The organism is Methylobacterium persicinum (genome assembly GCF_022179525.1).
Taxonomy (GTDB): Bacteria; Pseudomonadota; Alphaproteobacteria; order Rhizobiales; family Beijerinckiaceae; genus Methylobacterium; species Methylobacterium persicinum.
Genome location: NZ_BPQX01000009.1, coordinates 1 through 25,393, shown reverse-complemented (window position 1 = coordinate 25,393; position 25,393 = coordinate 1). Strand labels below are relative to the sequence as shown.

The following is a 25,393-nucleotide window of genomic DNA, read 5'->3' as shown; positions in this document are numbered from 1 at the left end:
GCGTAGGGGGAACGGGCCGAATGCTTCCTGGAGGGGCGTCTGCCTGCTGGGGCGACGGAAGCGGTCCAATCCCTACGCCGGTGTGAACCGGATCAGGTTCGAAGGATTTCCGCGCCGCAGGCCCTTGAAGGGCGTGCCAGCGGTTTCTCAGCCCCTTGCCGGGGATCTCCCTGGAACAACCGTGATGTGGCCTTTGATCGGCTAAGCGTCAATCCCCCGGGCCCGGCTCCTTGCAGTCATTGCGAGGTGAAGCCGAAGCAATCCAGGGATCCGGCACGGCAGGAATCGGCCCGCTTCCCTGGATTGCTTCGCTGCGCTCGCAACGACGGGGTCAAGCGTGCGAACCGTCCTCAATCCCGCTTCCGCGGCCGCAGGAATTTCGGCTTGAAGACGGCCATCGGCTCCTCGAAACCGTGGAGCACATGGGTGCCGACGGACACCGGATCGCCCCAGAGGAAATCGACGAAGGGCTTGGACATCAAGAGTTCTTCGCCGAGCCCACGGTTGAGCTTCGCCAAGCGGCTGGCGAGGTTCACGTCGCGTCCGATGACCGTGAAGTCGAGGCGCGACCCTGAGCCGACGTTACCGTAGGCCGCCTCCCCGTGGTGCAAGGCAATGCCGGCCTGGATCGGCACCGGGAATTGGTGCAGGGCGTTGGCCTCGTCGATGGCGGCAAGGATGTGCTGGGCGGCGGTGAGGGCACCCTTGGCCGCGCCGCCGAGATCGTCACCGCTCTCCCGGAAGATCGCGAGAAGGCCGTCGCCGAGATACTTCAGCACCTCGCCCCCCTCCCCTTCGATGGGCGGGACGAGGCAGTCGAAGAAGATGTTGAGGAGGGCGACCGCTTCCTCGGGCGTCATGTCGGCGGAGATGCGCGTGTAGTCGCGCATGTCGGCGAAGAGGATCGCCGAGCGGATCCGTGTCACCTGCCCCCTCCGGATGTCGCCGGACAGAATCGCCCGATGCGGCTCGTCCCCGACATAGACCCGCAGGACGTGGTCGAGCTGCTTGTTCAGCACCCGCATCTCCATCACCGCGGCGAGGGCCGGCATGATGAAGCGAAGGATGGCGATGTGCTGCCGCTCGAACCCCGTGGGGCACTTGGTGGCGAAGGTGATGCCGTTCTGCGTGCCGTTGGTGAAGAAAAGCGGCGCGACGACGTAGTGGGTGAAACCCTCTGCCTTCAGATCGGGGACGATGGCGTAGGCGTCGTCGGGTGTCTCGGACAGATCGAGAATCAGCCAGTCGCCGGTCTGGTGGACCGTGGCGAAGGGGCTGCGAAGATAGGCATCCTGCGACCGGCTGCCGTGGGGGAAAAGGCGGACGGTGACGCCGCTGTTGCGCGTCCAGACGCGCCCGACTCCGGCATATTCCGAGTGCAACGTGTCGATCGCCGTCGAGGCCCGGTCGATCGGGACCCCGATCTCGATCAGCCGTTCAGCCAAGCCCTCGAGCATCCGCTCGGCCTTGTCGATCCGGGCGCCCTCGCCCAGCAGCCAGTCGCGAATCCCGACGGAGTGTTCGAGCGCGCCGAACGGTACGTCGCCGGTTTCGGAGCCGTCCGCGTCGGCCGTCGGTATTCCGGGCAGTGGCGGGCGACGTTCGAGCATGGCGCCAAAGTGGGATTCCGTCACGGCAAAGCAAGCCGCCGACCTCAGGGCCGGCGGCCGGCGCCGAGAACTCAGTTGTCGAGGAAGCTCCTCAGCTTCCGGCTGCGGCTCGGGTGCTTGAGCTTGCGCAACGCCTTCGCCTCAATCTGGCGGATGCGCTCGCGGGTGACCGAGAACTGCTGTCCGACCTCTTCAAGCGTGTGATCGGTGTTCATGCCGATGCCGAAACGCATGCGCAACACGCGCTCCTCGCGGGGCGTGAGCGAGGCCAGCACCCGCGTGGTGGTCTCGCGGAGATTCGATTGAATCGCCGCGTCGATCGGCAGGACGACGTTCTTGTCCTCGATGAAGTCACCGAGGTGGCTGTCCTCCTCATCGCCGATGGGCGTCTCCAGGGAGATCGGCTCCTTGGCGATCTTCAGGACCTTCCGGACCTTCTCCAGCGGCATGGCCAGCTTCTCGGCCAACTCCTCCGGGGTCGGCTCGCGGCCGATCTCATGCAGCATCTGGCGCGACGTGCGGACGATCTTGTTGATCGTCTCGATCATGTGCACCGGGATGCGGATGGTCCGCGCCTGGTCGGCGATCGAACGGGTGATCGCCTGCCGGATCCACCATGTGGCGTAGGTCGAAAACTTGTAGCCGCGGCGGTACTCGAACTTGTCCACCGCCTTCATCAGGCCGATGTTGCCCTCCTGGATCAGGTCCAGGAACTGCAGTCCGCGGTTTGTGTACTTCTTGGCGATGGAGATCACGAGGCGCAGGTTGGCCTCGATCATCTCTTTCTTGGCCTGCCGGGCCTCGCGCTCGCCCTTCTGGACCATGTTCACGATCCGGCGGAACTCGCCGATCTCCAGGCCGGTCTCGGACGCGAGATCGAGGATCTGCGAACGCAGTTCCGTGACCTGCTTCGCGCCCCTCTCGACGAGGTTCTTCCAGCCCTTGCCCCCGAGGGTCCCGACGCGGTCCATCCAGGCAGGGTCGAGTTCGTAGCCCTGGTAATGGCGCAGAAACTCGTCGCGGGCCACGCCGTGGCTCTCCGCGTAGCGCATCAGTCGGCCCTCATGGCCGATGAGCTGCTTGTTAATCGCGTAGAGCTGGCCGACCAGCGCCTCGATGCGGTTGTTGTTCAACGACAGCGACTTCACGTCCGTGACGACGATGTCCTTGAGGTCGCCCTGCTTCTTGGTCTGCGCGGACGACTTGTCGCCCGCCGCCGCACCGTCCGTCTGAAGCTTGCGCAGCTTGTGGTAATTCTGGGCGATCGAATCGAAGATCTCCAGCACCCGCGGCTTGATCTCCGCTTCCATCGCGGCCAGCGACACGTTGTTCTCGAGATCGTCCTCCTCGTCGCCACCCTCGGGCGGCGTCGGAGCCTCAGCGTCCTCGTCCCCCTCGCCTTCAGCGATCTGCGGCGCGTTGCGGCCGTCGGGGCCGGCATAGGTCGCCTCGAGGTCGATGATGTCCCGCAGGAGGACCTTGCCCTCGACGAGTTCGTCCCGCCAGATGATGATCGCCTGGAAGGTGAGCGGGCTCTCGCACAGGCCGGCGATCATCGCCTCGCGCCCGGCCTCGATCCGCTTGGCGATGGCGATCTCGCCTTCGCGGGACAGGAGCTCCACGGAGCCCATCTCACGCAGGTACATCCGCACCGGATCGTCGGTCCGGTCGGTGGGCTCCCGGGTGGTCGTGGCGACGGCAACCGCACGGGTCGAGGCGATCTCCGCCACCTCGCCACCTTCCGCCTCGTCCTCCTCAGCCTCGCCTGCGGCAGCCTTCTCGCCGGTGGCGGCCTCATCGGTCTCCTCCGCCTCGACGACGTTGATTCCCATCTCGGACAGCTGGGACAGCACGTCCTCAAGCTGATCGGGATCCGACTGGCCTTCGGGGAGAACCTCGTTGACCTCTTCATAGGTCACGTAGCCGCGCTTCTTCGCGAGCTTAATCATCCGCTTGACCGCGGCATCCGACAGGTCGAGGAGGGGCCCGTCGGTCTGCTGCTCGGGTGCAGCGTCCGCCTCGTCCCGTTCCGTTGCCTTCGTCGCCATGATGAGCCTATTGTTGTCCCGTTGCGGCGGATTGCGGAGGCATCCGGAGCCTGTCCACGCCTTCGACGCCGCGATGCAAAGATAGTGTGGATCGCGTCGGCCAGCCGAGCGACCCTGTTTCCCTATGCAAGCCTGGGGCTTGACCTTGTGTTAACTTAAGGCTGTCGGCAACGTAGAGCCACAGCCGATCGCCGCGTATAGCGCCTGCCCTGCACGAGAGTCACGGCGCAGTTCGCGTGTCCGTCGCAGGAAGGTCGGCCTCCGCCTCTGCCGACAGTACGGTTGCCAGCCTCTCCTTCACGTCGCAGACCCAGGCCCAGCCGGCGTCAGTGGGATCTGCCTCAAACGCCTGCCGTGCTTCATGAAGTTCGCTATGTAGCGCGCCAGCCTGCCGGTGCAAGATCATCGCTTGGCGCAGCGCATCTGCGCATGACGCAGGATCGACCTCCGGATCGAGCTGCGCCCGCTCCCGGGAACGGGCGAGATGGAGCACGCGCTCTGCGGCATCGACGAGGCCGGCGCGAGTGAGGCGTTCATGCAACATGTTCGCGTCGGGTACGATGTTGTCCGCGGCGCAGGTGAGAAGGACCGAAACCACCGCCCGGCAATCCGAATCGGTGAAGTCCAGCTCCGCGAGATCGTCGCCGAACAAAGCAACCATGCCGGGATGGGCCAGCAGCGTTCCTGCGATCATCGCCTCGCGGACCGGCGCGGCGCCGCTGAACCCCGCCGAAGCGGTCATCGAGGCGCTGGGCGTGGCCGTCAGCCTCGGCGAGACTGTTTCCGGTGGGTGGCGCCGTGACCGGTCGCGGTTAGGCACGCCGCCGCCACCGCTGCGGACCGGCTGCGGCGACAGGCTTCGCAACCGCCCCTCAATGTCATCACGGTAATACCGCCGCACCGTCTCGTCGCGGATGGCGGTGATCGTCGTACGCAGGGTGCGGGCGAGGCCTGCCCGTCGTTCGGGGGTGTCGATCGGCCCCGCTTCGACCGCCCGGCGCCATAGCAGTTCCGAGAGGGGAATGGCCGCTTCCAGCACCCGGTCGATGGCGCCCGCGCCTCCGGAGCGGAGGAGATCGTCCGGGTCCTGGCCAGCGGGCAAGAGTGCGACGCGGAGGCTGCGCCCCGGTTCGAGGAGGGGAAGGGCGACGTCGATGGCGCGGTGGGCGGCCCGCAGGCCCGCCCCGTCGCCGTCGAAACAGAGCACTGGCTCGTCTGCGTGGCGCCACAGGAGAGCAAGCTGGTCTTCGGTCAGAGCCGTGCCCAGGGGAGCCACCGTCTCGCCGTGACCCGCGAGCGACATCGCGATCACGTCGACATAGCCTTCGACGGCGATGATCGTGCCCCGCTCATGCGCGGCCTTGCGCGCATTGTGCAGGTTGTAGAGCATCCGCCCCTTATGGAAGAGCGGCGTCTCGGGGGAGTTCAGGTACTTGGCGCGGACCTCCTTCGCCAGGGCCCGGCCGCCGAAGGCCACGACCTTGCCGCGATGGTCGGTGATCGGAAACATCACCCGGTCGCGGAAGTAATCGTAGGGAACGGCCACATCCTCGCCCGCCGCCAGCAGGCCCAGCTCGACCATCGTGTTGCGCTCGACGCCCTTGCCGGCGAGGTGGTCGCGCAGGGCATACCGTTCGTTGGGCGCGTAGCCGAGGCGGAAGCGCGCCCGGACATCCTCGCCAAGGCCGCGCCGGTCAAGATAGGCCCTCGCCTCGGCCCCGCGCGACGAGCGAAGACGATCCTCGAACCACGCGGCCGCCATCTCCATCACCTCGATGGCCGTGGCGCGCTTCTTCTCGGTCTCCCGGGTATCTGCAGTCGGCGCCGGCAGGTTCACGCCGGCCTCCCCAGCCAGTCGCTCGACCGCCTCCGGAAAGCTCAGGCCCTCCGTCTCCATCAGGAAGGTGAAGACGTCGCCATGCTTGCCTGATGAGAAGCAGTGGTAGAACTGCTTCTGGTCGTTCACGTAGAAGGACGGTGTCTTCTCGGCGTTGAAGGGCGAAAGCCCGCGCCATTCCCGCCCGGCCTTCTTCAGCTGGACACGTCGTCCGACCACGGCAGAGGCCGGCAGCCTGGCGCGGATCTCTTCCAGGATGTGGGGAGGATAGCGCACGGCTCTCGCGGGGCGTGTTGCGGACCTGTGAGTATAGCGCGCGCCGAGCGCCCGAGTCTTGGACGATGCGTCGCCCCGTCCGGGGGATTGCGGGAAGAACTGGCGGATCCGACGCCAGTTCAGCCCCCGCCGTCATCGCGGGCGGAGCCGTTTGCCTCAGGCCGCGCCACGCCCAAAAGGCGCATGCGTGTCTGCGTCCGCAATGAATGGGGAGCGGATTACGCCTTCGCCGCCAGCGCCGTCTTTACCAGCCCGCTGGCCTTGGCGAAGTCCATGCGGCCGGCGAAGGTGCCCTTCAGGGCAGCGATGACCCGGCCCATGTCCTTCGGCCCCGTGGCCCCGGTCTCGAGAATCGCCGCCTCGACGGCGGCCTTGGTCTCGGTCTCGTCCATCTGCTTGGGCAGGAACGATTCGATGATCGCAATCTCGCCGCGCTCGTTCTCGGCGAGTTCGGGACGCCCGCCCTGCTCATAGACGGCAGCCGATTCATTGCGCTGCTTGATCATCTTCTGCAGCAGCGACAGGATATCCTCGTCCGAGGCCGGACCCTTACCCACCCCCCGGGCCTCGATGTCCTTATCCTTCAGGGCGGCCTGGATCATCCGCACGGTGGCCAGCCGCCCCTTGTCGCCGGCTTTCATGGCCTCTTTCATCTCGGCGGTGAAACGCTCGCGCAGTTGCATGACGAAGTCCCTGTGAGCTTGTGAAGAACGGGCGGCAGCCCCGCGAAGACGTGCGTTGAACCGCGGCTGCGTTGCGGCCACATTGACCGCATCACGCGCCGCTGTCTTTAAGGGCGCGCCGGAGGGCTCCGCGCGCGCCGCCAGGCGCCGGATGCCGACGAATAAGCGAGAAGATCCCGATGCTGCAAGACGACGGCGCCCCCGAGCACACCACGCCTGAGCCCGCGCCCTGGGCCGAGCCCGTCGCGACCGCGCTGCTGGTGCTCGCCGACGGGACCGTGCTCGAAGGCTTCGGCATCGGTCAAACCGGCGTCGCCGATGGCGAGGTCTGCTTCAACACCGCCATGACGGGCTATCAGGAGATCCTGACCGACCCGTCCTATGCCGGCCAGATCGTCACCTTCACCTTCCCGCATATCGGCAATGTGGGCACCAATGACGAGGATCTCGAAAGCCTCGATGCCGCCCCCGCCTCCGGTGTGCGCGGTGCGGTCATCGCGTCGGCGGTGACGAAGCCGTCGAACTGGCGTTCGTCCTCCCATCTCGATGCGTGGCTGCGGGCGCGCGGCATCGTCGGCATCACGGGCGTCGACACCCGCGCCCTGACGGCCCGGATCCGCGACCATGGCATGCCGAACGCGGTGATCGCCAACGATCCCGAAGGTCGCTTCGATCGCGACGCGCTCAAGGCCCGGGCCGCCGCGCTGGCGCCCATGGAAGGCCTCGACCTCGTCCCGCCGGTCACCAGCCGCGAACGGTCGGAATGGTCCGAGACGGTATGGGCGTTGGAGGGCGGCTACGGCCGCCGGGCTTCGGGCGCCGGCCTCAAGGTCGTGGCCATCGACTACGGTGTGAAGCGCAACATCCTCCGCCTCCTGACCGACGCGGGCTGCGACGTGACCGTTGTCCCGGCCACCACCAGCGCGGAGGACATCCTTGCCCTGAACCCGGATGGCGTCTTCCTCTCGAACGGCCCCGGCGATCCGGCCGCCACCGGTGCCTACGCGGTCCCGGTGATCCGCAAGCTGCTCGACGCCAAGGTGCCGACCTTCGGCATCTGCCTCGGGCACCAGCTCATGGGCCTCGCCCTCGGCGGCCGCACCGTGAAGATGGGCCAGGGCCATCACGGGGCGAACCACCCGGTGAAGGACAAGACGACCGGCAAGGTGGAAATCGTCTCGATGAATCACGGGTTTGCCGTCGATCCCGCGAGCCTGCCGGCAACCGCCGTCGAGACCCATGTATCCCTGTTCGACGGCTCGAATTGCGGCCTGTCGCTCACGGATCGTCCGGCCTTCTCGGTACAGCACCATCCGGAGGCTTCCCCGGGCCCGCGGGACAGCCATTATCTGTTCGAGCGCTTCGTGACACTGATGCGCTCCGGCAAGCCGGAAGCCGCGCAGTAGAGCCGACGCGACGGTCCCTCCCCCCGCATGGAGGGACCGTCGCGCGATCGACTCGCGCCCTGATACCCACGCAGTCCCGTCCCGGGAGTGCCCCACCGGGGTCACGAAAAACCCGAATTCGGAAGGCTTATCCCCAGACATCGGAACGAGACGGCGGCGCAGTGGCGTCCGCCCCGGCCGCGAAGGGATATTCCGGATGATCGCCAACCAGGCGCGCGACGACTTCTCACGCCTGCACAAGGCCTTCGCCTTCCATCTGGGGATGGCGACCGCCCTCGCGTGGCTCACCGCCCTGTATGCGGCCGCCTACGCCCCGTGGGTGCGCAACATCCGCAGCCTGATCGACCCTGCCGGCGGCCTCGACCGTGTCGAGAGCACCGTGTCCTATCTGTTCGCCATGCCGGCGGTTCTGGCCCTCGCTTGGATCTCGATCGTCGTCGGACGGGAAAGTCTTCGCCGGGCTCAGACTCTCCCCAACGTTGCCCTGGAATTCGCCGCCGCCGCCATCGTGGCCTTCGGCGTCTTCACCCTGGCCATCGACCGCGCAGTGACGGTCCTTTCGGCCGCATCCTGACGGGACAGGCCGGCATCGTCCTTGCGATGACCGGCGCCGCGCCCTTGTCTAGGGTGCGAACCCGCGTGTAAACGCAGGGCTCAACGACAATCCCGCCGCTCGTCCGGTCGTCGGGCCCTGCCCGTCGACGGGGCGCGTGTGCCTGTATCAAGGCGTCCGATGCCCAAACGCACCGATATCTCCTCGATCCTGATCGTCGGGGCGGGGCCGATCATCATCGGACAGGCGTGTGAGTTCGACTATTCCGGAACGCAGGCGTGCAAGGCCCTCCGCGAGGAAGGCTACCGCATCGTCCTTGTGAACTCGAACCCCGCGACGATCATGACCGATCCGGACATGGCCGACGCGACCTATGTCGAGCCTATCACTCCGGAAATCGTTGCGAAGATCATCGAGAAGGAGCGGCCGGACGCGATCCTGCCGACGATGGGCGGCCAGACTGCGCTGAACTGCGCTTTGTCGCTGCAGAAGATGGGCGTCCTCGCCAAGTACGGCGTGCAGATGATCGGCGCGACCGCCGAGGCGATCGACAAGGCGGAGGACCGCTCCCTCTTCCGCGACGCCATGACGAAGATCGGGCTCGACACCCCGAAATCGGCGCTCGCCAACGCCTCGGCCGTCAAAAAGGCCGACCGGGAGAAGCACCAAGCGGAGATCGCCCGGATCGAGGCCGCCAACCCCGAGCCCACCGCGCGGGCCGAAGCGCTCGCCGCGTTCGAGAAGAAGTGGCAGGCGGGCGAGGCCGAGCGGCGTAAGCGCTACGGCGAGCACGCCCTCGGGCAGGCCCTCATCGCCCTGGCCGAGGTCGGCCTCCCGGCGATCATCCGTCCGTCCTTCACCATGGGCGGTACCGGCGGCGGCATCGCCTACAACCGCGAGGAGTTCCTCGACATCGTGGAGCGAGGCATCGACGCCTCGCCCACCAATGAGGTGCTGATCGAGGAAAGCGTGCTCGGCTGGAAAGAGTACGAAATGGAGGTCGTTCGCGACAAGAACGACAACTGCATCATCGTCTGCTCCATCGAAAACATCGACCCGATGGGCGTCCATACGGGTGATTCGATCACCGTGGCACCGGCCCTGACGCTCACCGACAAGGAGTATCAGGTGATGCGTGACGCCTCCCTCGCGGTGCTCCGCGAGATCGGCGTCGAGACCGGCGGGTCGAATGTTCAGTTCGCGATCAACCCGGAGAACGGGCGGATGATCGTGATCGAGATGAATCCCCGCGTCTCGCGCTCGTCCGCGTTGGCCTCCAAGGCCACGGGCTTCCCCATCGCGAAGGTCGCGGCCAAGCTCGCCGTGGGGTACACCCTCGATGAGATCGCCAACGATATCACCGGCGGCGCAACCCCGGCCTCGTTCGAGCCGACGATCGATTACGTCGTCACCAAGATTCCGCGCTTCGCCTTCGAGAAATTCCCCGGCGCCGAGCCGACGCTGACCACCGCCATGAAGTCGGTGGGCGAGGCCATGGCCATCGGCCGGTGCTTCGCGGAATCCTTGCAGAAGGCCCTGCGCTCTTTGGAGACCGGCCTCACCGGCCTCGACGAGATAGAGATCGACGGGCTGGGCAAGGGCGATGACCGGAACGCCATCAAGGCCGCCCTCGGCACGCCCACGCCGGACCGGCTTTTGAAGGTCGCGCAGGCCCTGCGCCTGGGCGTCAGCCACGAGGAAGTCTACGCGTCCTGCAAGGTCGACCCGTGGTTCCTCGAGCAGATCCAGGCCATCGTCGATCTGGAGCGGCGGGTGAAAGCCCACGGCCTGCCGGGTACGGCGGGCGCCTTCCGGCAGCTTAAGGCGGCGGGCTTTTCCGACGCGCGCCTTTCGGTGCTCGCCGGCCTGGAGGAGGCCGAGGTGCGGGAGAAGCGTCGGGCGCTTGGCGTCCGGCCGGTCTTCAAGCGCATCGATACCTGCGCCGCCGAGTTCAAGTCGCCCACGGCCTACATGTACTCGACCTATGTCGCGCCCTTCGCCGGCACGGTGGCCGACGAGGCGGACCCGAGCGACCGCAAGAAGGTCGTCATCCTGGGCGGCGGGCCGAACCGCATCGGCCAGGGCATCGAGTTCGACTATTGCTGCTGCCACGCCTGCTATGCGCTGAGCGACGCGGGCTATGAGACCATCATGGTCAACTGCAATCCGGAGACGGTGTCGACCGACTACGACACGTCGGACCGTCTCTATTTCGAGCCCCTGACGGCCGAGGACGTGCTCGAGATCCTCGAGACGGAGAAGCAGGCTGGAACGCTGCACGGTGTTATCGTGCAATTCGGCGGCCAGACGCCCCTCAAGCTCGCCCGTGCCCTGGAGGCGGCTGGCATCCCCATCCTCGGCACCTCGCCGGATGCGATCGACCTCGCGGAAGATCGGGACCAATTCAAGCGGCTCCTCGACAAGCTCGGCATGAAGCAGCCGAAGAATGGCATCGCCTATTCCGTCGAGCAGAGCCGCCTCGTCGCGGCCGAACTTGGCCTGCCTTTCGTGGTGCGCCCCAGCTACGTCCTCGGCGGCCGGGCGATGGCCATCATCCGTGACGAGAGCCAGTTCGCCGACTACCTCCTCGGCACCCTGCCGAGCCTGATCCCCTCCGACGTCGTCGCCCGCTACCCCAACGACAAGACGGGGCAGATCAACACGGTACTGGGCAAGAACCCGCTCCTGTTCGATCGCTACCTGTCGGACGCGATCGAGGTGGACGTGGATGCGGTCTGCGATGGCGAGACGGTGTTCATCGCCGGCATCATGGAGCACATCGAGGAGGCCGGCATCCATTCGGGCGATTCGGCTTGCTCGCTGCCGCCCCGGTCCCTGACGCCCGAGACCATTGCCGAACTGGAACGGCAGACCACGGCGATGGCGCTGGCCCTCAAGGTCGGCGGCCTGATGAACGTGCAGTACGCCATCAAGGACGGCCTGATCTACGTGCTCGAAGTGAACCCCCGCGCCTCGCGCACGGTGCCCTTCGTCGCCAAGGTGATCGGGGAGCCGATCGCCAAAATCGCCGCGCGCATCATGGCGGGTGAAAAGCTCACTACGTTCGGGCTCACCAAGAAGTCGCTGCCGCACATCGCGGTAAAGGAGGCGGTATTCCCCTTCGCCCGGTTCCCGGGAGTCGACGTGCTCCTCGGTCCGGAGATGCGTTCCACGGGCGAGGTGATCGGCCTGGATACCGGTTTCGGCGTCGCCTTCGCCAAGAGCCAACTCGGGGCCGGAAACCAGGTTCCGCGTTCGGGCGCGGTGTTTGTGTCAGTCCGCGATGCCGACAAGTCGCGCATCCTGCCGGCCATGAAACTACTGGCCGAACTCGGCTTCACCATCCTCGCGACAGGGGGAACGCAGCGCTTCCTCGTGGAGAACGGTCTGAAGGCCGAGCGAATCAATAAGGTTCTCGAAGGTCGGCCGCATGTGGTCGATGCAATCAAGAACGGCGGCATCCAGCTCGTCTTCAACACGACCGAGGGCGCCGGCGCCTTGTCGGACTCACGCTCGCTCCGGCGCGCAGCCCTCTTGCATAAGGTGCCATACTACACCACTCTAGCCGGCGCGATGGCGGCGGCCGAGGGGATCAAGGCCTATCTCGAAGGCGATCTCAAGGTACGGGCATTGCAGGAATATTTTGCGGCCTGAAGTTGCAGGGCGCGAATTGACTATCAAGGCCCGGAGGGAGTGACCCGCTCCCGGCCGGGCTTCTTCATTGCGGCGCGAGACGATGAACATAGACAAGGTTCCGATGACGACCCGTGGCTATGCTGCCCTTGAAGAGGAGCTGAAGCATCGTCAACAGGTCGAGCGTCAACGCATCATCCAGGCCATCGCGGAGGCCCGCGCATTGGGTGATCTGTCGGAGAATGCCGAATACCACGCGGCCAAGGAGGCCCAGTCCCACAACGAGGGCCGGGTGATGGAACTCGAGAGCATGATCGCCCGGGCGGAGGTGATCGATGTCACCAAGCTGTCGGGCAACAAGATCAAGTTCGGGGCCACCGTGAAGCTCGTGGACGAGGACACGGAAGAAGAGAAGACCTACCAGATCGTCGGCGAGCCTGAGGCGGACGTGCGCTCCGGCCGGGTGTCGATCGGCTCGCCGATCGCCCGGGCGTTGATCGGCAAGGGAGTGGGCGACACCGTCGAGGTCACCACGCCGGGCGGGGGCAAGTCCTACGAGGTGGTCGAGATCCGTTTCGGCGGCTAGGGCCGTGGTCGGTCACGTCCGGCTGCCGTTTGGCCTCGCCCTCCTCGCCGGCCTCATGGGGACGGCGAAGGCGGACGACTTTCCTGCGACAACTGTCTTCTCCGATATCCGGGTGGATGTAAGGCCCCTGCTCGCCAAGGGTGGGGGCCTCCCGGCGGAGGCTCTCGCGGCCGACCTCACGGCGGCCTTGCGCAAGTCTTTCGCGGGGCGAATCGGTGGTCGCGGCCCCGGTCTCGTGGTCGTCATCACCGGTTTGTCGCTGCGTGATTATGTCGGCAACGGGGGCGGCCGCTTCGGCCTCGGCGGCATGCAGAACGATTACTTGGAGGGTGATGCCCTCCTGGTTGGGCGCAGAGGCGACGTGCTCGGCCGTCATCACCAACTTACGGCAACACCGTCGAGCTATGGCGGCGCGTGGTACGATCCCGCCAACGAAAGCCGGCGGGTGGCCGTCATCGCGGACATCTACGCGCAATGGCTCGCCCGCGACCTGCCCCAAGACTAGGTTCCTCAGGCTTGGGCATTCCGCACCACGCCGTGTTGCGGTCGTTGCGCTCGCGATGACGGGCGGGACGACGTCATCGCCGGAGGATCGCCTCGCTGGCCTGCGGGCATGGATCGTCACCGACGGTAAGGCCGGAGATGAAAATCAGTGTCTCGGCATCGCCCAAGCCCTTGGCCTTGATGCCGAGCTACGGCGTATCCCAGCCTCCAGTCCATTCGGGTGGCTTGCACCCTGGGGGCCGATCGATCCTCGCCAGGGGCCGCGCAGGCCGGGTGGCGCCCTGCATGGCCACCTTCCCGATCTCGTGCTGGCCTCCGGCCGTCGGGCGGTCCCCTATCTTCGTGCGTGCCGACGGCTCGGCGCCGGCTTCTCGGCGTTCCTGAAGGATCCGCGGACGGGGGCGGACAGCGCAGATTTCATCTGGGTGCCGGAGCACGATTTGCTGCGCGGTCAGCGCGTATTCACGACCACGACCTCGCCTCACCTCGTCTCTGCGGCCCGTCTGGCGGAAGCGAGAAAGAGCCCCGACCGTCGCCTGTCGGCGCTCACGGGCAAACGTGTCGCCGTCCTTCTCGGCGGCGACAGTCGGCATCTGCAATTCACTGACGCGGATATCGAACGCCTCGTGAGGGATCTGCGCCGGCTCTCCGGTGTGGGCTGCTCACTGATGGTGACGGCCTCCCGGCGGACCCCGGACAGCTTGCGCTACGCGGTGCAGGGGCTCACCCGGGATACGGGTGGATTTTTCTGGGATGGCGATGGCGGCAATCCCTATATCGCTATGCTTGCCCTGGCGGATTCGATCGTTGCGACCTCGGATTCGGTGAATATGGTGAGCGAGGCCGTTGCCACGGGCGTGCCCGTCCTGCTCTCTGAGATCGCCGGGACGCCACCGCGTCACGGCGCGATGTATGCGGCCCTGAAACGGGCTGGCGCGCTCACGGGCTTCGATGGCACGCTCGTGGATCTGCGGTATTCCCCCATAGACGCGACGCCGGTCATCGCGCGCGCGCTCGCGGACGCCTATATTGAACGCCATCGCGGCCAAGTCTGACGCCGCGCACTCCGGCTGAACCGGAAGACGAAGAGTTCGAGACCGATGGCCCATACTCACGCAAAGCTTATCATCGTCGGCTCCGGACCGGCCGGCTACACCGCTGCGATCTACGCTGCCCGCGCCATGGTCCAGCCGCTGCTGATCTCGGGCTTTCAACCCGGCGGCCAGCTGATGATCACCACGGACGTCGAGAATTATCCCGGCTTCGCCGAGGCGATTCAGGGGCCGTGGCTGATGGAGCAGATGCGCGCCCAGGCCGAGCATGTCGGCACGATGATCGTTTCCGAGTACATCACGAAGGTCGATTTGCAGACCCGGCCGTTTCGCCTGGAAGCGGATTCCGGCGAGACCTATTCCTGCGATGCGCTGATTATCGCCACCGGCGCCCAGGCCAAATGGCTCGGCCTGCCCTCCGAGGCGAAGTTCCAGGGTGGCGGCGTATCGGCGTGTGCCACCTGCGATGGATTCTTCTTCCGGGGCCGGGAGGTCGTGGTGGTGGGCGGCGGCAATACGGCCGTCGAGGAAGCCCTCTATCTCGCCAACATCGCTAAGAAGGTAACGGTCGTGCATCGCCGCGACCAGTTCCGGGCCGAGCGCATTCTTCAAGAACGGCTGTTCAAACATCCCAACGTCGAGGTGCGCTGGCATCAAGAGATCGATGAGATCTGCGGCGTTGAGAAGCCCGCCCCTGCGGTGACCCACGTGCGGCTCAAGGATACTCGCAACGGCGCGATCAGCGAGGTCGCGACCGACGGCGTATTCATCGCCATCGGCCACCAGCCGGCGACCGGTCTCTTCGAGGGCCAGTTGTCACTTCGGCACGGGGGCTATCTCTCCGTGAAGCCGGGCACGGCGGAGACGGAGATACCCGGCGTGTTCGCCGCGTTCTCTCTACCGCCAAGAGCCAGCCAGTGTGTGTATTCAAACATGGCCGCTTGCAATGACAATCGATCCGCTGTCGCGATTGAACGTGCAGCGTAGAGCAGATTGAAGGCCGGCTCCCTCAAACACTCACCTTCCAGGTCAGACATGGCTACCCATCGCACCCAGGTCCTCATCATCGGGGCTGGTCCAGCCGGCTACACGGCTGGCATCTACGCCGCCCGTGCCAACCTGAAGCCGCTCCTAGTGACGGGCCTCCAGCCCGGTGGCCAGCTTACCATCACCACCGACGTGGAGAACTATCCCGGCTTTGCCACCGCGGTGCAGGGGCCAGACCTGATGGAGCAGATGCGTCAGCAGGCCGAGCACGTCGGCACGCAGATCGTCTACGACACAATCGTTTCCGTCGATCTCTCGAAACGCCCCTTCACCGCAGTTGGCGACAGCGGTGACACGTACGTCGCCGACACCCTCGTCGCCGCGACCGGTGCACAGGCACGGTGGCTGGGCTTGCCATCAGAGCAGGAGTTCAACGGGTACGGGATCTCGGCCTGCGCAACCTGCGACGGCTTCTTCTACCGCGGCAAGGAAGTCGTGGTGGTCGGCGGCGGTAACACCGCCGTCGAGGAGGCGCTCTACCTTGCAAACCTCGCCTCGAAGGTCACGGTCGTGCATCGCCGCGACCGCTTCCGCGCCGAGCCGATCCTGCAGGATCGACTGTTCGCTCATCCGAAGGTCGAGGTGGTCTGGAACCACGTCGTCGACGAGATCCTCGGCCGACGCGAGCCGGTCAATGCCGTGACAGGCCTCCTGCTGCGCAATTTCCAGACCGGCGTGACACAGGAATTGGCTGCGGACGGCGTATTCGTCGCAATCGGGCACGACCCGGCGACCAAGCTGTTCCAGGGGCAGGTCGAGATGGAGGACAGCGGTTACATCCGGGTAGCCCCTTGGTCCACCAAGACATCGGTTCCCGGCTTCCTCGCGGCCGGCGATTGCGCGGAGAGCGTTTACCGCCAAGCCGTGGTGGCGGCCGGTATGGGCTGCATGGCGGCCCTGGAGGCTGAGAAGTTCCTTGCCGAGCACTCCGCCAACCCCGTGGTCCGCGCCGAAGAGAAGCGTGAGCACGAAATGATCGGCGCTTACGACTGAAACAGCCAAGGGGGACGCTTTGGACAGCTACGTCATCACGTACGACCTGAAGGAAGGCGATCCGTCACCGTACAGGCCGTTCATTGAGGAGGCGGAGAAGCAGGGGCTGCTCTACGTCTGGACGGGTAAGAGCAAGGTGGTCCGCCTTCCGAACACGACGCTCTGGGGGCGGTTCGAGGACGTGGATGCCGTGCGTTCGGCATTCGACAACGCCGCACGGGAGGCGAGCCGCCGCGTAGGCTTCACCATCGACGTCGAGAAGCGAATGATCATCCTGGAGGCGGACGCTTGGGTGAAGTCCAACGTCGCGAAGCCCCCCGTAGCGAGGTGGACCGGGAAAACCGGGTTCCAGACAGCGCGCTTGCACCAGATCAACGACCCCTTTTTTGCGTACTGACTCCTCGACCTGACCTCCGGAGCCACCCCTCGCATCATCACCCTGGCACCGTCGTGCTCGCCCGCAAGGCATCCACGCACTTCGTGCGCGGACCCTCCTTGCGGGCTCCGCGCGCCGTCGCCGGACGGGCGATGCGAGGGGCGGCTCCGGAGGTCAGGGGTTAGCGGGGCACCCATTCTGGGCTGACGCCCAGCAAGGACCGCTTTGCTCAGGGCTCACCAGAGGTCAGGGGCTTGTGGCGCATCAGGACGCGACGACTCGGCACCACCTTACGGCCCGGACAAGTCGAAACGGCAGCCCGTCACGCGGCGCTCAAAGGCTGGAACGCGCCTCATGACGTCAACGAGCACCCGTTCTTCGCCGACAATGACCGCGCTTTCGACCGCCCGGGTCACGGCCGTGTAGAGCCACGTCGGGTCCATGTTCGGGGCGTCCACGAGGGAGATAACGACGACGCGTGCCTGGCTGCCTTGCGCCTTATGGCAGCTCACGGCGTAGGCCAGAGCGATGTCAAGCAGCCCCCCGCCTGAGAACCGGTGGGCTTCGCCGTCGAACGCACAGACGACGGCGCCCGCCGCGGTATCAACCTCCGTGACGACCCCCAGGGTCCCGTTCCTCAGCCCACCCTCGTAGTCGTTCCGAAGGTGGACCACCGGATCCCCCGTCGCAAAGTCGCTGCCGAGCAACCCCCGGACCACTGGGCGATCCGGATCGCGGCCTCCTCCGCCGCCGTGTCCAGCGGCGCGCCTCTGCAGGCGAACGTTGAGGTCGCTCACCGTCCCATCTGGCTGCGCGGCGCGCCGATTGACCGCGGCCAGAACCAACAGGTCGTCCGGGCCGGAAGCGAAGCCACCGAGGTCATCCACGACCCTCTCGATGGCGGCGCTCACCCGACCCTGGGCGGCTGGAAGGAACGACACGCCCATCCGGCCTCGCGCGTAGGGGGCCAGTGACAGGCGCGAGAGCGAGCGGATCTCTTTCGAGACCGCGGGGATGCCGGAGCTGTCCTCCTGCCGGCGAACCACCTGCAACCGCGCGGTGACCGACTCCTGCGCGACCACGTGGTGAAAGACCAGGCCGAACCCCACCGGTGGCAACTGGAAGGCATCACCGACCAACATCAGCCTGCAACCCGCAGGCATGGCTTCCACCACCTGGTGCATCTGTCCCAGGTCGATCATCGACGCCTCATCGAGGATCAGCAGGGTTCGGTCGGTGAGCGCGGGCAACTCGCGGCCGGGGGCGGGCGGCTCGCCTTCGTCGGGCGGCTTGCCCCAGTGCGTCTCCCCATCGCGCCTCTTGCGAAGCCCCATGAGGAGTTTGTGCAGCGTCAGGGCCGGTGGCGCGTTCTCCCCGACCCTCTCGACCCCCTGACCAAGTCGTAACGCTGCCTTACCGGAAAGGGCAGCGAGTTCGACACGCCCGCCGAGCGCCTCCCATAGGTCCACAACGGCCCTGCAGGTCGTCGTCTTGCCGGTCCCGGCACCACCTGTGAGGCAGGAGATGGGCCGCTCGACAAGCCCCACAACCGCATCCCGCTGTTCCGGAAAGAGGTCCCGGCCACGCCGTTCGACCATCGCAAGGACACGCCTCAGGTCGCGAGGCGGGGGAATGCGAACCTTTGTGCGTTCGAGGCCGGCCGCCATGTCCCTGAACCGGGCGAGGATTTCCTCCTCCATGATCGCGCAGCCCGGCGCCCGCCACCTGTCGCTCCCGTCGACGATGGCCCTCGTCTTGAGACCGGCCGAGATGATCATCCGACTCAGATCCGGAGAGCACTCCAAGCCGAGCCTTTTCGCGACCTCCGCGGCGAAACCTATCTTCGCAACGGCGGTGTGCCCCCTCCTCACGGCATCCTGCATCACGACGTCGGTGGCACCTACAATGCGAGCCTCGCATGTCGGCAGGCTCGGTACGTCACCTCGCTTCAAGAGGACGCGTTGTGCCACCGGGTCGAGACGCGTCCAGGGGATCACGGACGCCAGGACGTAAGGGTTCCGGCTCAGCGTCGCGACTGCCATCGGGCCGAGCAGGCGTGATATCGTTCGCGCGGTGCGAGGATCCTCAACGCCCTGCTCCTCCAGCCAGCGCATCGCGTCGTACTCGCCCTTCACCCTCTCCCACTCGTGGGTGATGGCGACCGCGACGCGCGTGGCAAGGTTAGGCCGCTCGGGGTCGATGATGGAGGCGAGCTTCTCGATGGAGACGCCGCCATCGAAGACGTGATCCAGGTTGCCCTCGAAGGCCCGCAGGAGCCGCTTCGCCCTCTCGGGGCCGACGCCGGGAATACGCTCCAGCCAAGGCCTCAGCAGCGCCCCGGATGGCATCAACCTCCGGAACGTGTCGCCATCGCCGTGGAGCTGCTCGCCGTATTGGTCGCTCCAGCGCCACTCGCCTCGAACCTCGTAAACCTCGCCGACCACGGGAAGAAACCCCTTCCCGCTCGCGACGACCTTCACGCGCACGCCATCCTCCTGAGGCCCGGAGAATACGGTCTTGCCGCGTGCCGCCAACAGGATGGATGCGACTTGGACCACCATCTGATGGTTCAGCATTCGGCATCGTCCCCAACGCGGAGAACCATGCCCGTGCGCTGCATGAAGGCGAAGCGCTCGCGCAAGCGAGCGTTCTCCGCCTTCTGTTCGGCGAGCTCCCTTTCCAGATGGGCGAGGCGCACCTTCGATTGCGCATGTCCCTCTGCCTGCGCCTTGGCTTCGCGTCCCATTCGGTCGAGGCGGGCTTGCACCGGGTCATCGGTTGTAGATCCGGACCGCCGCGAACCGACCGGCTTCAGTCCTTGGCTTGCGGCGACCGCATTGATCTCGTCCGCCCAGGCACGCTCCGCGTAGACGTATTGCCAGGCCGATCCCGGGACCGCCACGCCACGCTCCTCGGCCCAATCCTTGAAGGCCGCCACGAGTGCGCGCACGTTCACCTTCCCGTCCCCGGTGGCCGGGAGCGTGGCGACGGTACGGCCAGACTGCTCCCACTCGGCGGCCATCTGGTCGAGAAATGTCCGGAGCTCCTCAAGGAGCGCCGGTAAGGTTGATGGTCTGGCCAACCCGTTAATCCCTTCCCCTATCCTGCCCGCTGGGCTGCTGCCGACGCATCCAATCAAGGAAGGGTGTCGTATCGGGACGCCCTGCGACCAACCGGCTCGAACCGACCTCCACATCGTCCAGGATCTCGCCCTGTCCGAGGTCCAGGATGATCCCGAGATCCTTCTCGGTGAGGCGAGTCAGCACCCGGGCCAGCACGGTGGCTGTGCGCTCGAAGGCGGCCTTCCAGCGGTCCGGCTCCGATGTCGAAGCCGGTTCGGGACCGCCTACCGCCAGCGGCTGCGCCGAAAGGCGCTCGACCATTCGCCTGAGCCTCTCGTTGTCCCTTTTCAGCGAGGCTCCCTCGATCTCGGCGGCGACCGCCTGCGCCTTGAGCTTGGCGCGAGGCGCGGTCTCGTCCACAGGCTGTGTGATGAGCGCCGGGTTGGCCGTGACGTGATCCCAGATTAGGCGCTGGTACTTCTTGTTCCGGCGGACGGTGGTCGCATGGAACCCCGTTGCAGCGGCGACGGCGCGGACTAGGCCGTTGACGTCGGCAAAGCGGGTGCCCCGCGGCAACGCCTTCAAGGCGCGCGCCACTCGTAAGGCTCCCTGGTCGGAAGCCTTTCTCTGGTGGTCCTGGAAGTTATTCTGACCCTTGCGTGCGCCCATCTAGTCGACGGTCTCCCCCGATGCCGGCAGGCGCGGCATCCTCTCCTGTCCCGCGATGGCGTTGCCGCGGATGGCATCGAGTGCCGCGCCGTAGGTCGGCGAGATTCCATAAGCCTCAAGGCTCAGGCGGAGCGTCGAGAGGAGGGAGCGCACGGGATCGTCTTCGTGAAGGTCGATCTCAGCGTCCAGGGCCCGCGTCGAGGCGAGGAGGCGCTGCTTGAGTTGCGCCGCTTGGGCACGAACCGTGGGCGTCTCGAAGCCGGCGTGTCCCGCGCTGTCGCAAATGCGATGCAGGAGGAACTCTGCGAGGTCGGCGTCGCGCGTCACGAGCTTCAAGTGGAGCCGCACGGCATCGGGCATGCCCACGTGGAGGAGGGGCGTACCATTGTCTGCGGCCTGCAGTTCCTCCAGCTTGGCGGTCAGCGTGTGCAACGAGGTGCGCCACCCCTCATATTCCATGAGGTCCACCTTCCGCCGCTGCTGGACCTGCTCGATGGTCGCTGACGGCTCCCCGCGGGCTCGCATGCGCGCTAGGACCTTCGCACCCTCCCTGACCTGCTCAAGCAGGTGACGGCACTTGGCGCCAATCGACGGAAGGTGGTCGACCGACTTCACCGCCAGCGGGCACACGCCACATCGGCGGGGCTCGACGAGCACGTCCATCAGGTTGGACGGGCACATTTCGCCGACCGGGCAGATGTGGGTCTCCCGGAAGACGACATGTCCCATCGGTGTCGAGCGGAGCAGCTCGACACCGTCTGCGTCCGGCGCCTCCGCGTTCAAGAGGGACAGGGTCTGGAAGCCGAATGCGGTCTCGGTCCGCGACCTGTCTGCTTCGAAGCTCCGGCGCAGGGCGCTGTTCACACCGTCGGCACGGATGTGGACCGGGTTCTCACGGTCAGGTTCCCACAGCGAGCTGGCAGCGGACAGGATCTTCCGGCCGATCTCCTCCTCGCTCTCGACCGTGTAGTGGTAGGTCGTAGCCTTGTTGGTCTGCCCGACGAGCCAGCCGGTCACCTCGATGGGGAGGATGCCGGACCGGGCCGTTATGAAGGTCGACCGAGCCGAGTGAGGGGTATGCCGCAACCGGACCCTCAGTGGGCAGCATGGCCTCTGCTCCTCGCCGTCGAGGTGCATGACCACCCGAGGCTTCTTGGTCATGGGGTCGATGTCCGGCTCGAACCGCCACATCCGAAGCGGCTCGGAGCCGGGCATGTGCCGTTCGTACCACTGCGCGAAGCCCATGATCAGGCGCTCCCACGCGGTCGCGTAGGTCTTGTCTCCGACCGGGTAGTCGGACTGGGGTCCTCTGAAGAGCGGCTGAACCGGCGCGAAACGGGTGTGATCGCGCCTCTCGTACTGGACCGGGCGCTCCACGAAGGCATCGGCGAGCATGTCCTGGTACGCCTCCTCGCGGCGAAGGAGCTCGTAGGCGCGCCGGACGATGAGGGTCTTCCAGGGACGGTCCTTGACCTTGTCCGTGTTGACGATCAGGGGCACCAGTTCGGCGGTCGCCGTCTGGGCGTCGACGAGGGACCTGTAGGTCTTCCGGCAGAGCCATTGGAGGCCCTGGAAGCGGATGCCGGTCTCAAGGGCCGCGATGACGAGGCGCAGCCCCGATAGCTGCGGCACGAAGGCGGACCTCGGCCTTTCCTCGCCTGGGACCATGACGACGCGTTCGTCCCACGCCACGAGCAGCGGGACGGTCTCGATGTCGTGCCACCGCCCTTCGAACTCGAAGCCGACCTTTCCGCAAGAACCCTCGAAAAGCGAGGGCTCGTAGGTGCCAACGTACTTGTGCAGGGTGCCAATTAGCTTCTGCTGGGTCTTGGGCAGCGTACCAGCGAGCGAGGCTTGGCCCAGTTCGAGGAAGAACGCCTCGCAGGCATAGGCGTAGCGGAACAGGAGCGGCAGGACGGCCGTCGGGATCGGCGTCTTGTTGGTCTTGGTCGCTCCCCTGACCACCTTGCGGTCGACGTGCGGAACGACGGGGTTGTCGAACCCTGCCACCCGCATGCGCAAGCTGGCGGCATCGCCGCGGCAGAACTCGAAGAACCGATGGCCGTCGGTGATGAAGCCGTTGAAGCCATCCTTGCCCGAGCCGTGCCGGGTCTGGTCGAAGAAGTGGAGGAGCGGAAGCGGAGCCGTCTCGTCACCGCCATCGACCCAATGCCCGAACCGCTTGAACTCGGAAGGGTCGGCCGGTACCGGCGCCTCGATGCCCGGGTGCAGTTCCTGCCACCATGGCAGGTAGCAGCAGAGATAGTCCTGGAAGACGTACCGGAACGTGTCCCAGCCGGAGCCTCCTTCAAAGCCCTGCCGCATGCGCAAGGCGAAGTAGCGCTCGAACATGTCGTTCCAGGTCGCCCAGATGGCTCCGGGGAACGCATGCATGCGCGAGGGGTAGGGCTCCTCCTTGCCCCCGCGTCCAACGCCCTTGGCCCGCAACATCCGTGCATATTCCAGGATGTCCTCGGGCGCGTTCACCCGCTCGGCCGCCACCTCGAACCTGACCTCGACGAGGGTCTTGTCGCCCGCGATGATGGCCTGCTTGAACTCGGCCTGCCGGTCGTGCTCGATCAGTTCGACCTGTGCGGCAGCGACCCTGCGGGCGGCGTTCGCCTTGATGTCGGACTTGATCAGGCGACGGCGGTCGCGCGCTTCCGGAATGAACTCGGACGGCTTCTGGTCCGTCGTCCCGCGGCGAGCGCAGTCGATCCAGTAGAGATATCCGCGCACGTCGTCGGCGGAGTAGCGGAAGCCGTTGCCCTCACCCGCCTTCTGCCACATCCACAGCGCGGAGGTGAAAGGCGAGTACGGATTGCGCCGGCGCAGTCCGAGCAGCTCGCGCTTACGGTAGTCTTCGCCGAGTTGCAGGCTGAAGGGTCCGAGCGTGTCGAGGTCGATCTCGGCGAATGTCCTCCAGCGCGAGGCAAGCGTCAGGCTGAGGCCGAACGCGGCCATGTCACGATGCGGGTTGTCGATGTGGCAGGTGGCGACTGGCGGCAGGATCGAGCGGATCTCGCCGTTCCTGAACGAGCTCCCCAGCTTGAAGTGCAAGGGGAGCACGACCAAGCCTTCGCACCAGAGCTTGAGGTAAACGAACTTGAGCCACCGGTTCACGATGGTCAGCGCCGACGGCCTGTCGCCCGTCATCCTCAGGGCGGACTTCGCCTTCGAAAGGACCGTCTCGTCGCGCCGCTCCAGCGTGAACCCTTCGAAGAAGGAGAACGCGTCCACGAAGTCCTGGCGGCTCATCTCGTCGAGCGATGCCAAGCGGTCGGCCAGCACCTTGTCGACGGTGGCATGTCGCGAGACGGTTTCGCCACGCTCCCGGCGCTCGACGTCGTAGGCCGCCGCGGCGCGGACATGGTGCTCGAAACGCTCGCGGAGTGTCTCGACCTTCGCGAATGGCACCAGGTAGGGCGACGGGTTGATCACCGGCGAACCGGCCGCATCCGCGAGGCCGGGGGACGGAGGCGGCGCTTCGCCGTCTCCGCTGGGCCGTGATGTGGCGACGGGCCGTCTGTGGGTTCGGACATCAATGGCCCTGCGTACGTTGGCGCAGGACCGCCTAGCCGCGGGATCGGTACCGTGGGCGCAGGCGGGCTTTGTCGCCGGTTGCGTCAACATCGACGGATTCCCTTCACAGGCGCTTAAGGACACGGGCAGGCACGGCCCGGCATCCGTTCGGGGACACCGGTGCGCAGGGCGCTGTCAAAGGCGCGCGAGTGCTGCGATCGCTCGCGGGAATGCTCCAGCCGCGGAGCGACGGGGCTGTGCGGCTGACTTTAGGGGTGGCGTCCGAGCGTTGGCTGGCCGGCTCGGGAGCGAGCGTCTTGAGGCTAGCAGACGGTGCCGATTACGGCCGATTTGGCATTTGGCATGCTCAACCTCCGGCAACATCGAAAGGGCGCTTATTATAATGGCGCCGCAGCCGAATTGTAGATGGTCTAGCGGAACAAGGTTAACGCAGCGAACTGCTTATCCATGGAGACGTCCGTCACTAACGTGTTCGTATCAAGCCTTAACGGAAGAGCGGCCTGATTGCTCAATGGCGTCGGCGGTGGCCCGGAGCCTAGTGGCTATGCTTGATGGCAGCAAAGCCATGGTCTGCTGCACATCCTTCGACCGGCCGGAGAACAGAACCGCGTTGGCGGCCTCGACCTGGGCTTCGAGCAAGATTCTGTCGTGCCGCGCATAGACTTCTGTGCTCGATACGCGGGCGTGACCCATCAGCATCTGGACCTCGGTCAGCCTTAGCCCAGGACCGCCGGGGACCGGGATGTGGTTCAGCATGTAGACGCCGTAGCTGTGACGAAGAGAGTGCAAGGTCCAGACATGGGAGGGCGCCTCGGCCGGACCAGGGATGCCGGCCCGCACGACGGCCGCCTTGAACGCCTTGCCGACCGCGGTGTCGCTCGCCTCGACGAGCGGGCGCCCCCGCCCTGATCCGTCCAGCTTCTTGAAGAGGAAGTCGTCGCCGCCGGCGGATCCGACGTACTCCGTCAGGAGGTAGGACCGTAGGGCATCCCAGAAGACGCTTCGGAGCGGCTCGTACATGTAGACCCGAGCGATGGTGCGGCCCTTGAAGCGGAGGCGCTCCCTCTCAGTCAGGTCGCTGTCCGCCCATTCCTTCTCACGGTCTAGTACCCAGATTTCGCCGGTAGTCGCATCGAAGTGCCGCATCCCGAGGTTGAGCGCCTCGCTGATGCGCAGACCGCCGCCGGCAAGCAGCGCCCACAGGGCTCTATCCCTGTGGGAGCGTGCTTGTGCGAGCAGGTCGCCCAGGCGCGCGAAAGGGAACTCCTTGTGCTCCAGGTCGACCTGTACGCCTCCCTTGACCGCGCTGCGGAGGCCACGCGGCCTTTCCAGCTTGTCGCGGAGCCGGGTGACTCCGCCGATCATCGTGCCCTGCTTAAGCCGTGCCCGTTCCTCCTTGGACCAGGCTTCCGTGCCGTCGATGGCTGCGAAGGTCACCTGCAGGTCAAGCCAATCCGCAACGATGGCGCGGTCCCTGAGGCTGTCGGCCGTGCGGAGTGTCAAACAGCGTTGAAC

General features: G+C 66.2%; 18 protein-coding genes and 1 riboswitch. Of the genes, 9 read left to right on the top strand and 9 right to left on the bottom strand.

From position 1 onward, the window contains the following. Positions 1-51: 51 nt before the first annotated feature. Positions 52-181: riboswitch (TPP riboswitch) on the bottom strand. A gap of 169 nt (positions 182-350) precedes the next feature. The 4 genes from MFF22_RS01840 to MFF22_RS01825 form a co-directional block, all read right to left on the bottom strand. Continuing rightward, the gene (locus tag MFF22_RS01840; RefSeq protein ID WP_238247409.1) at positions 351-1,610 is read right to left on the bottom strand and encodes an adenylate/guanylate cyclase domain-containing protein; all 1,260 of its coding nucleotides are present in this window, start codon (positions 1,608-1,610) and stop codon (positions 351-353) included. A 71-nt stretch (positions 1,611-1,681) separates the two neighbouring features. Continuing rightward, the gene (gene rpoD, locus MFF22_RS01835) at positions 1,682-3,658 is read right to left on the bottom strand and encodes an RNA polymerase sigma factor RpoD (RefSeq protein WP_238247408.1); all 1,977 of its coding nucleotides are present in this window, start codon (positions 3,656-3,658) and stop codon (positions 1,682-1,684) included. Between the two features lie 220 nt (positions 3,659-3,878). Beyond that, positions 3,879-5,771, bottom strand: a complete 1,893-nt coding sequence (gene dnaG / locus MFF22_RS01830; RefSeq protein ID WP_238247407.1) for a DNA primase — start codon at positions 5,769-5,771, stop codon at positions 3,879-3,881. A gap of 218 nt (positions 5,772-5,989) precedes the next feature. Then, complete coding sequence (locus tag MFF22_RS01825; RefSeq protein ID WP_238247406.1) at positions 5,990-6,454, bottom strand: GatB/YqeY domain-containing protein; 465 nt, start codon at positions 6,452-6,454, stop codon at positions 5,990-5,992. 179 nt (positions 6,455-6,633) lie between these two features. Between MFF22_RS01825 and carA the strand changes: the two genes are divergently transcribed. The 9 genes from carA (at position 6,634) to MFF22_RS01780 (ending at position 16,625) form a co-directional block, all read left to right on the top strand. Next, a complete protein-coding gene (gene carA / locus MFF22_RS01820; RefSeq protein WP_238247405.1) occupies positions 6,634-7,860 on the top strand; it encodes a glutamine-hydrolyzing carbamoyl-phosphate synthase small subunit in 1,227 nt (408 codons plus the stop codon). A 196-nt stretch (positions 7,861-8,056) separates the two neighbouring features. Further along, entirely contained in the window at positions 8,057-8,434 is a 378-nt protein-coding gene (locus MFF22_RS01815) for a hypothetical protein (protein ID WP_238247404.1), read from the top strand. A gap of 159 nt (positions 8,435-8,593) precedes the next feature. Then, positions 8,594-12,067, top strand: coding sequence for a carbamoyl-phosphate synthase large subunit (gene carB / locus MFF22_RS01810; RefSeq protein ID WP_238247403.1), 3,474 nt, complete (start codon positions 8,594-8,596; stop codon positions 12,065-12,067). 88 nt (positions 12,068-12,155) lie between these two features. Beyond that, positions 12,156-12,632, top strand: a complete 477-nt coding sequence (greA, locus tag MFF22_RS01805) for a transcription elongation factor GreA (RefSeq protein ID WP_238247412.1) — start codon at positions 12,156-12,158, stop codon at positions 12,630-12,632. 55 nt (positions 12,633-12,687) lie between these two features. Then, entirely contained in the window at positions 12,688-13,137 is a 450-nt protein-coding gene (locus MFF22_RS01800) for a hypothetical protein (RefSeq protein ID WP_238247411.1), read from the top strand. 55 nt (positions 13,138-13,192) lie between these two features. After that, positions 13,193-14,191, top strand: a complete 999-nt coding sequence (locus MFF22_RS01795; RefSeq protein ID WP_238247402.1) for a mitochondrial fission ELM1 family protein — start codon at positions 13,193-13,195, stop codon at positions 14,189-14,191. A gap of 45 nt (positions 14,192-14,236) precedes the next feature. Next, the gene (trxB, locus tag MFF22_RS01790) at positions 14,237-15,175 is read left to right on the top strand and encodes a thioredoxin-disulfide reductase (protein ID WP_238247401.1); all 939 of its coding nucleotides are present in this window, start codon (positions 14,237-14,239) and stop codon (positions 15,173-15,175) included. A 48-nt stretch (positions 15,176-15,223) separates the two neighbouring features. Then, a complete protein-coding gene (gene trxB, locus MFF22_RS01785) occupies positions 15,224-16,228 on the top strand; it encodes a thioredoxin-disulfide reductase (RefSeq protein WP_238247410.1) in 1,005 nt (334 codons plus the stop codon). Between the two features lie 19 nt (positions 16,229-16,247). Beyond that, positions 16,248-16,625, top strand: a complete 378-nt coding sequence (locus MFF22_RS01780; RefSeq protein ID WP_238247400.1) for a hypothetical protein — start codon at positions 16,248-16,250, stop codon at positions 16,623-16,625. A 269-nt stretch (positions 16,626-16,894) separates the two neighbouring features. Here MFF22_RS01780 and MFF22_RS01775 read toward each other — a convergent pair whose 3' ends face one another. From MFF22_RS01775 to MFF22_RS01755, 5 genes are all read right to left on the bottom strand, one after another. Next, entirely contained in the window at positions 16,895-19,180 is a 2,286-nt protein-coding gene (locus MFF22_RS01775; protein ID WP_238247399.1) for an AAA family ATPase, read from the bottom strand. After that, positions 19,174-19,626 carry a hypothetical protein gene (locus MFF22_RS01770; RefSeq protein ID WP_238247398.1) on the bottom strand — a complete coding sequence of 151 codons (453 nt, stop codon included), beginning with the start codon at positions 19,624-19,626 and terminating at the stop codon, positions 19,174-19,176. The genes MFF22_RS01775 and MFF22_RS01770 overlap by 7 nt, the downstream gene beginning before the upstream one ends. 64 nt (positions 19,627-19,690) lie before the next feature. Further along, positions 19,691-20,263, bottom strand: a complete 573-nt coding sequence (locus MFF22_RS01765) for a hypothetical protein (protein WP_238247397.1) — start codon at positions 20,261-20,263, stop codon at positions 19,691-19,693. 72 nt (positions 20,264-20,335) lie between these two features. Beyond that, complete coding sequence (locus MFF22_RS01760) at positions 20,336-23,776, bottom strand: hypothetical protein (protein WP_238247396.1); 3,441 nt, start codon at positions 23,774-23,776, stop codon at positions 20,336-20,338. Between the two features lie 579 nt (positions 23,777-24,355). Beyond that, the coding region (locus MFF22_RS01755) for a tyrosine-type recombinase/integrase (RefSeq protein ID WP_238247395.1) at positions 24,356-25,393 on the bottom strand (1,038 nt) is incomplete at its 5' end.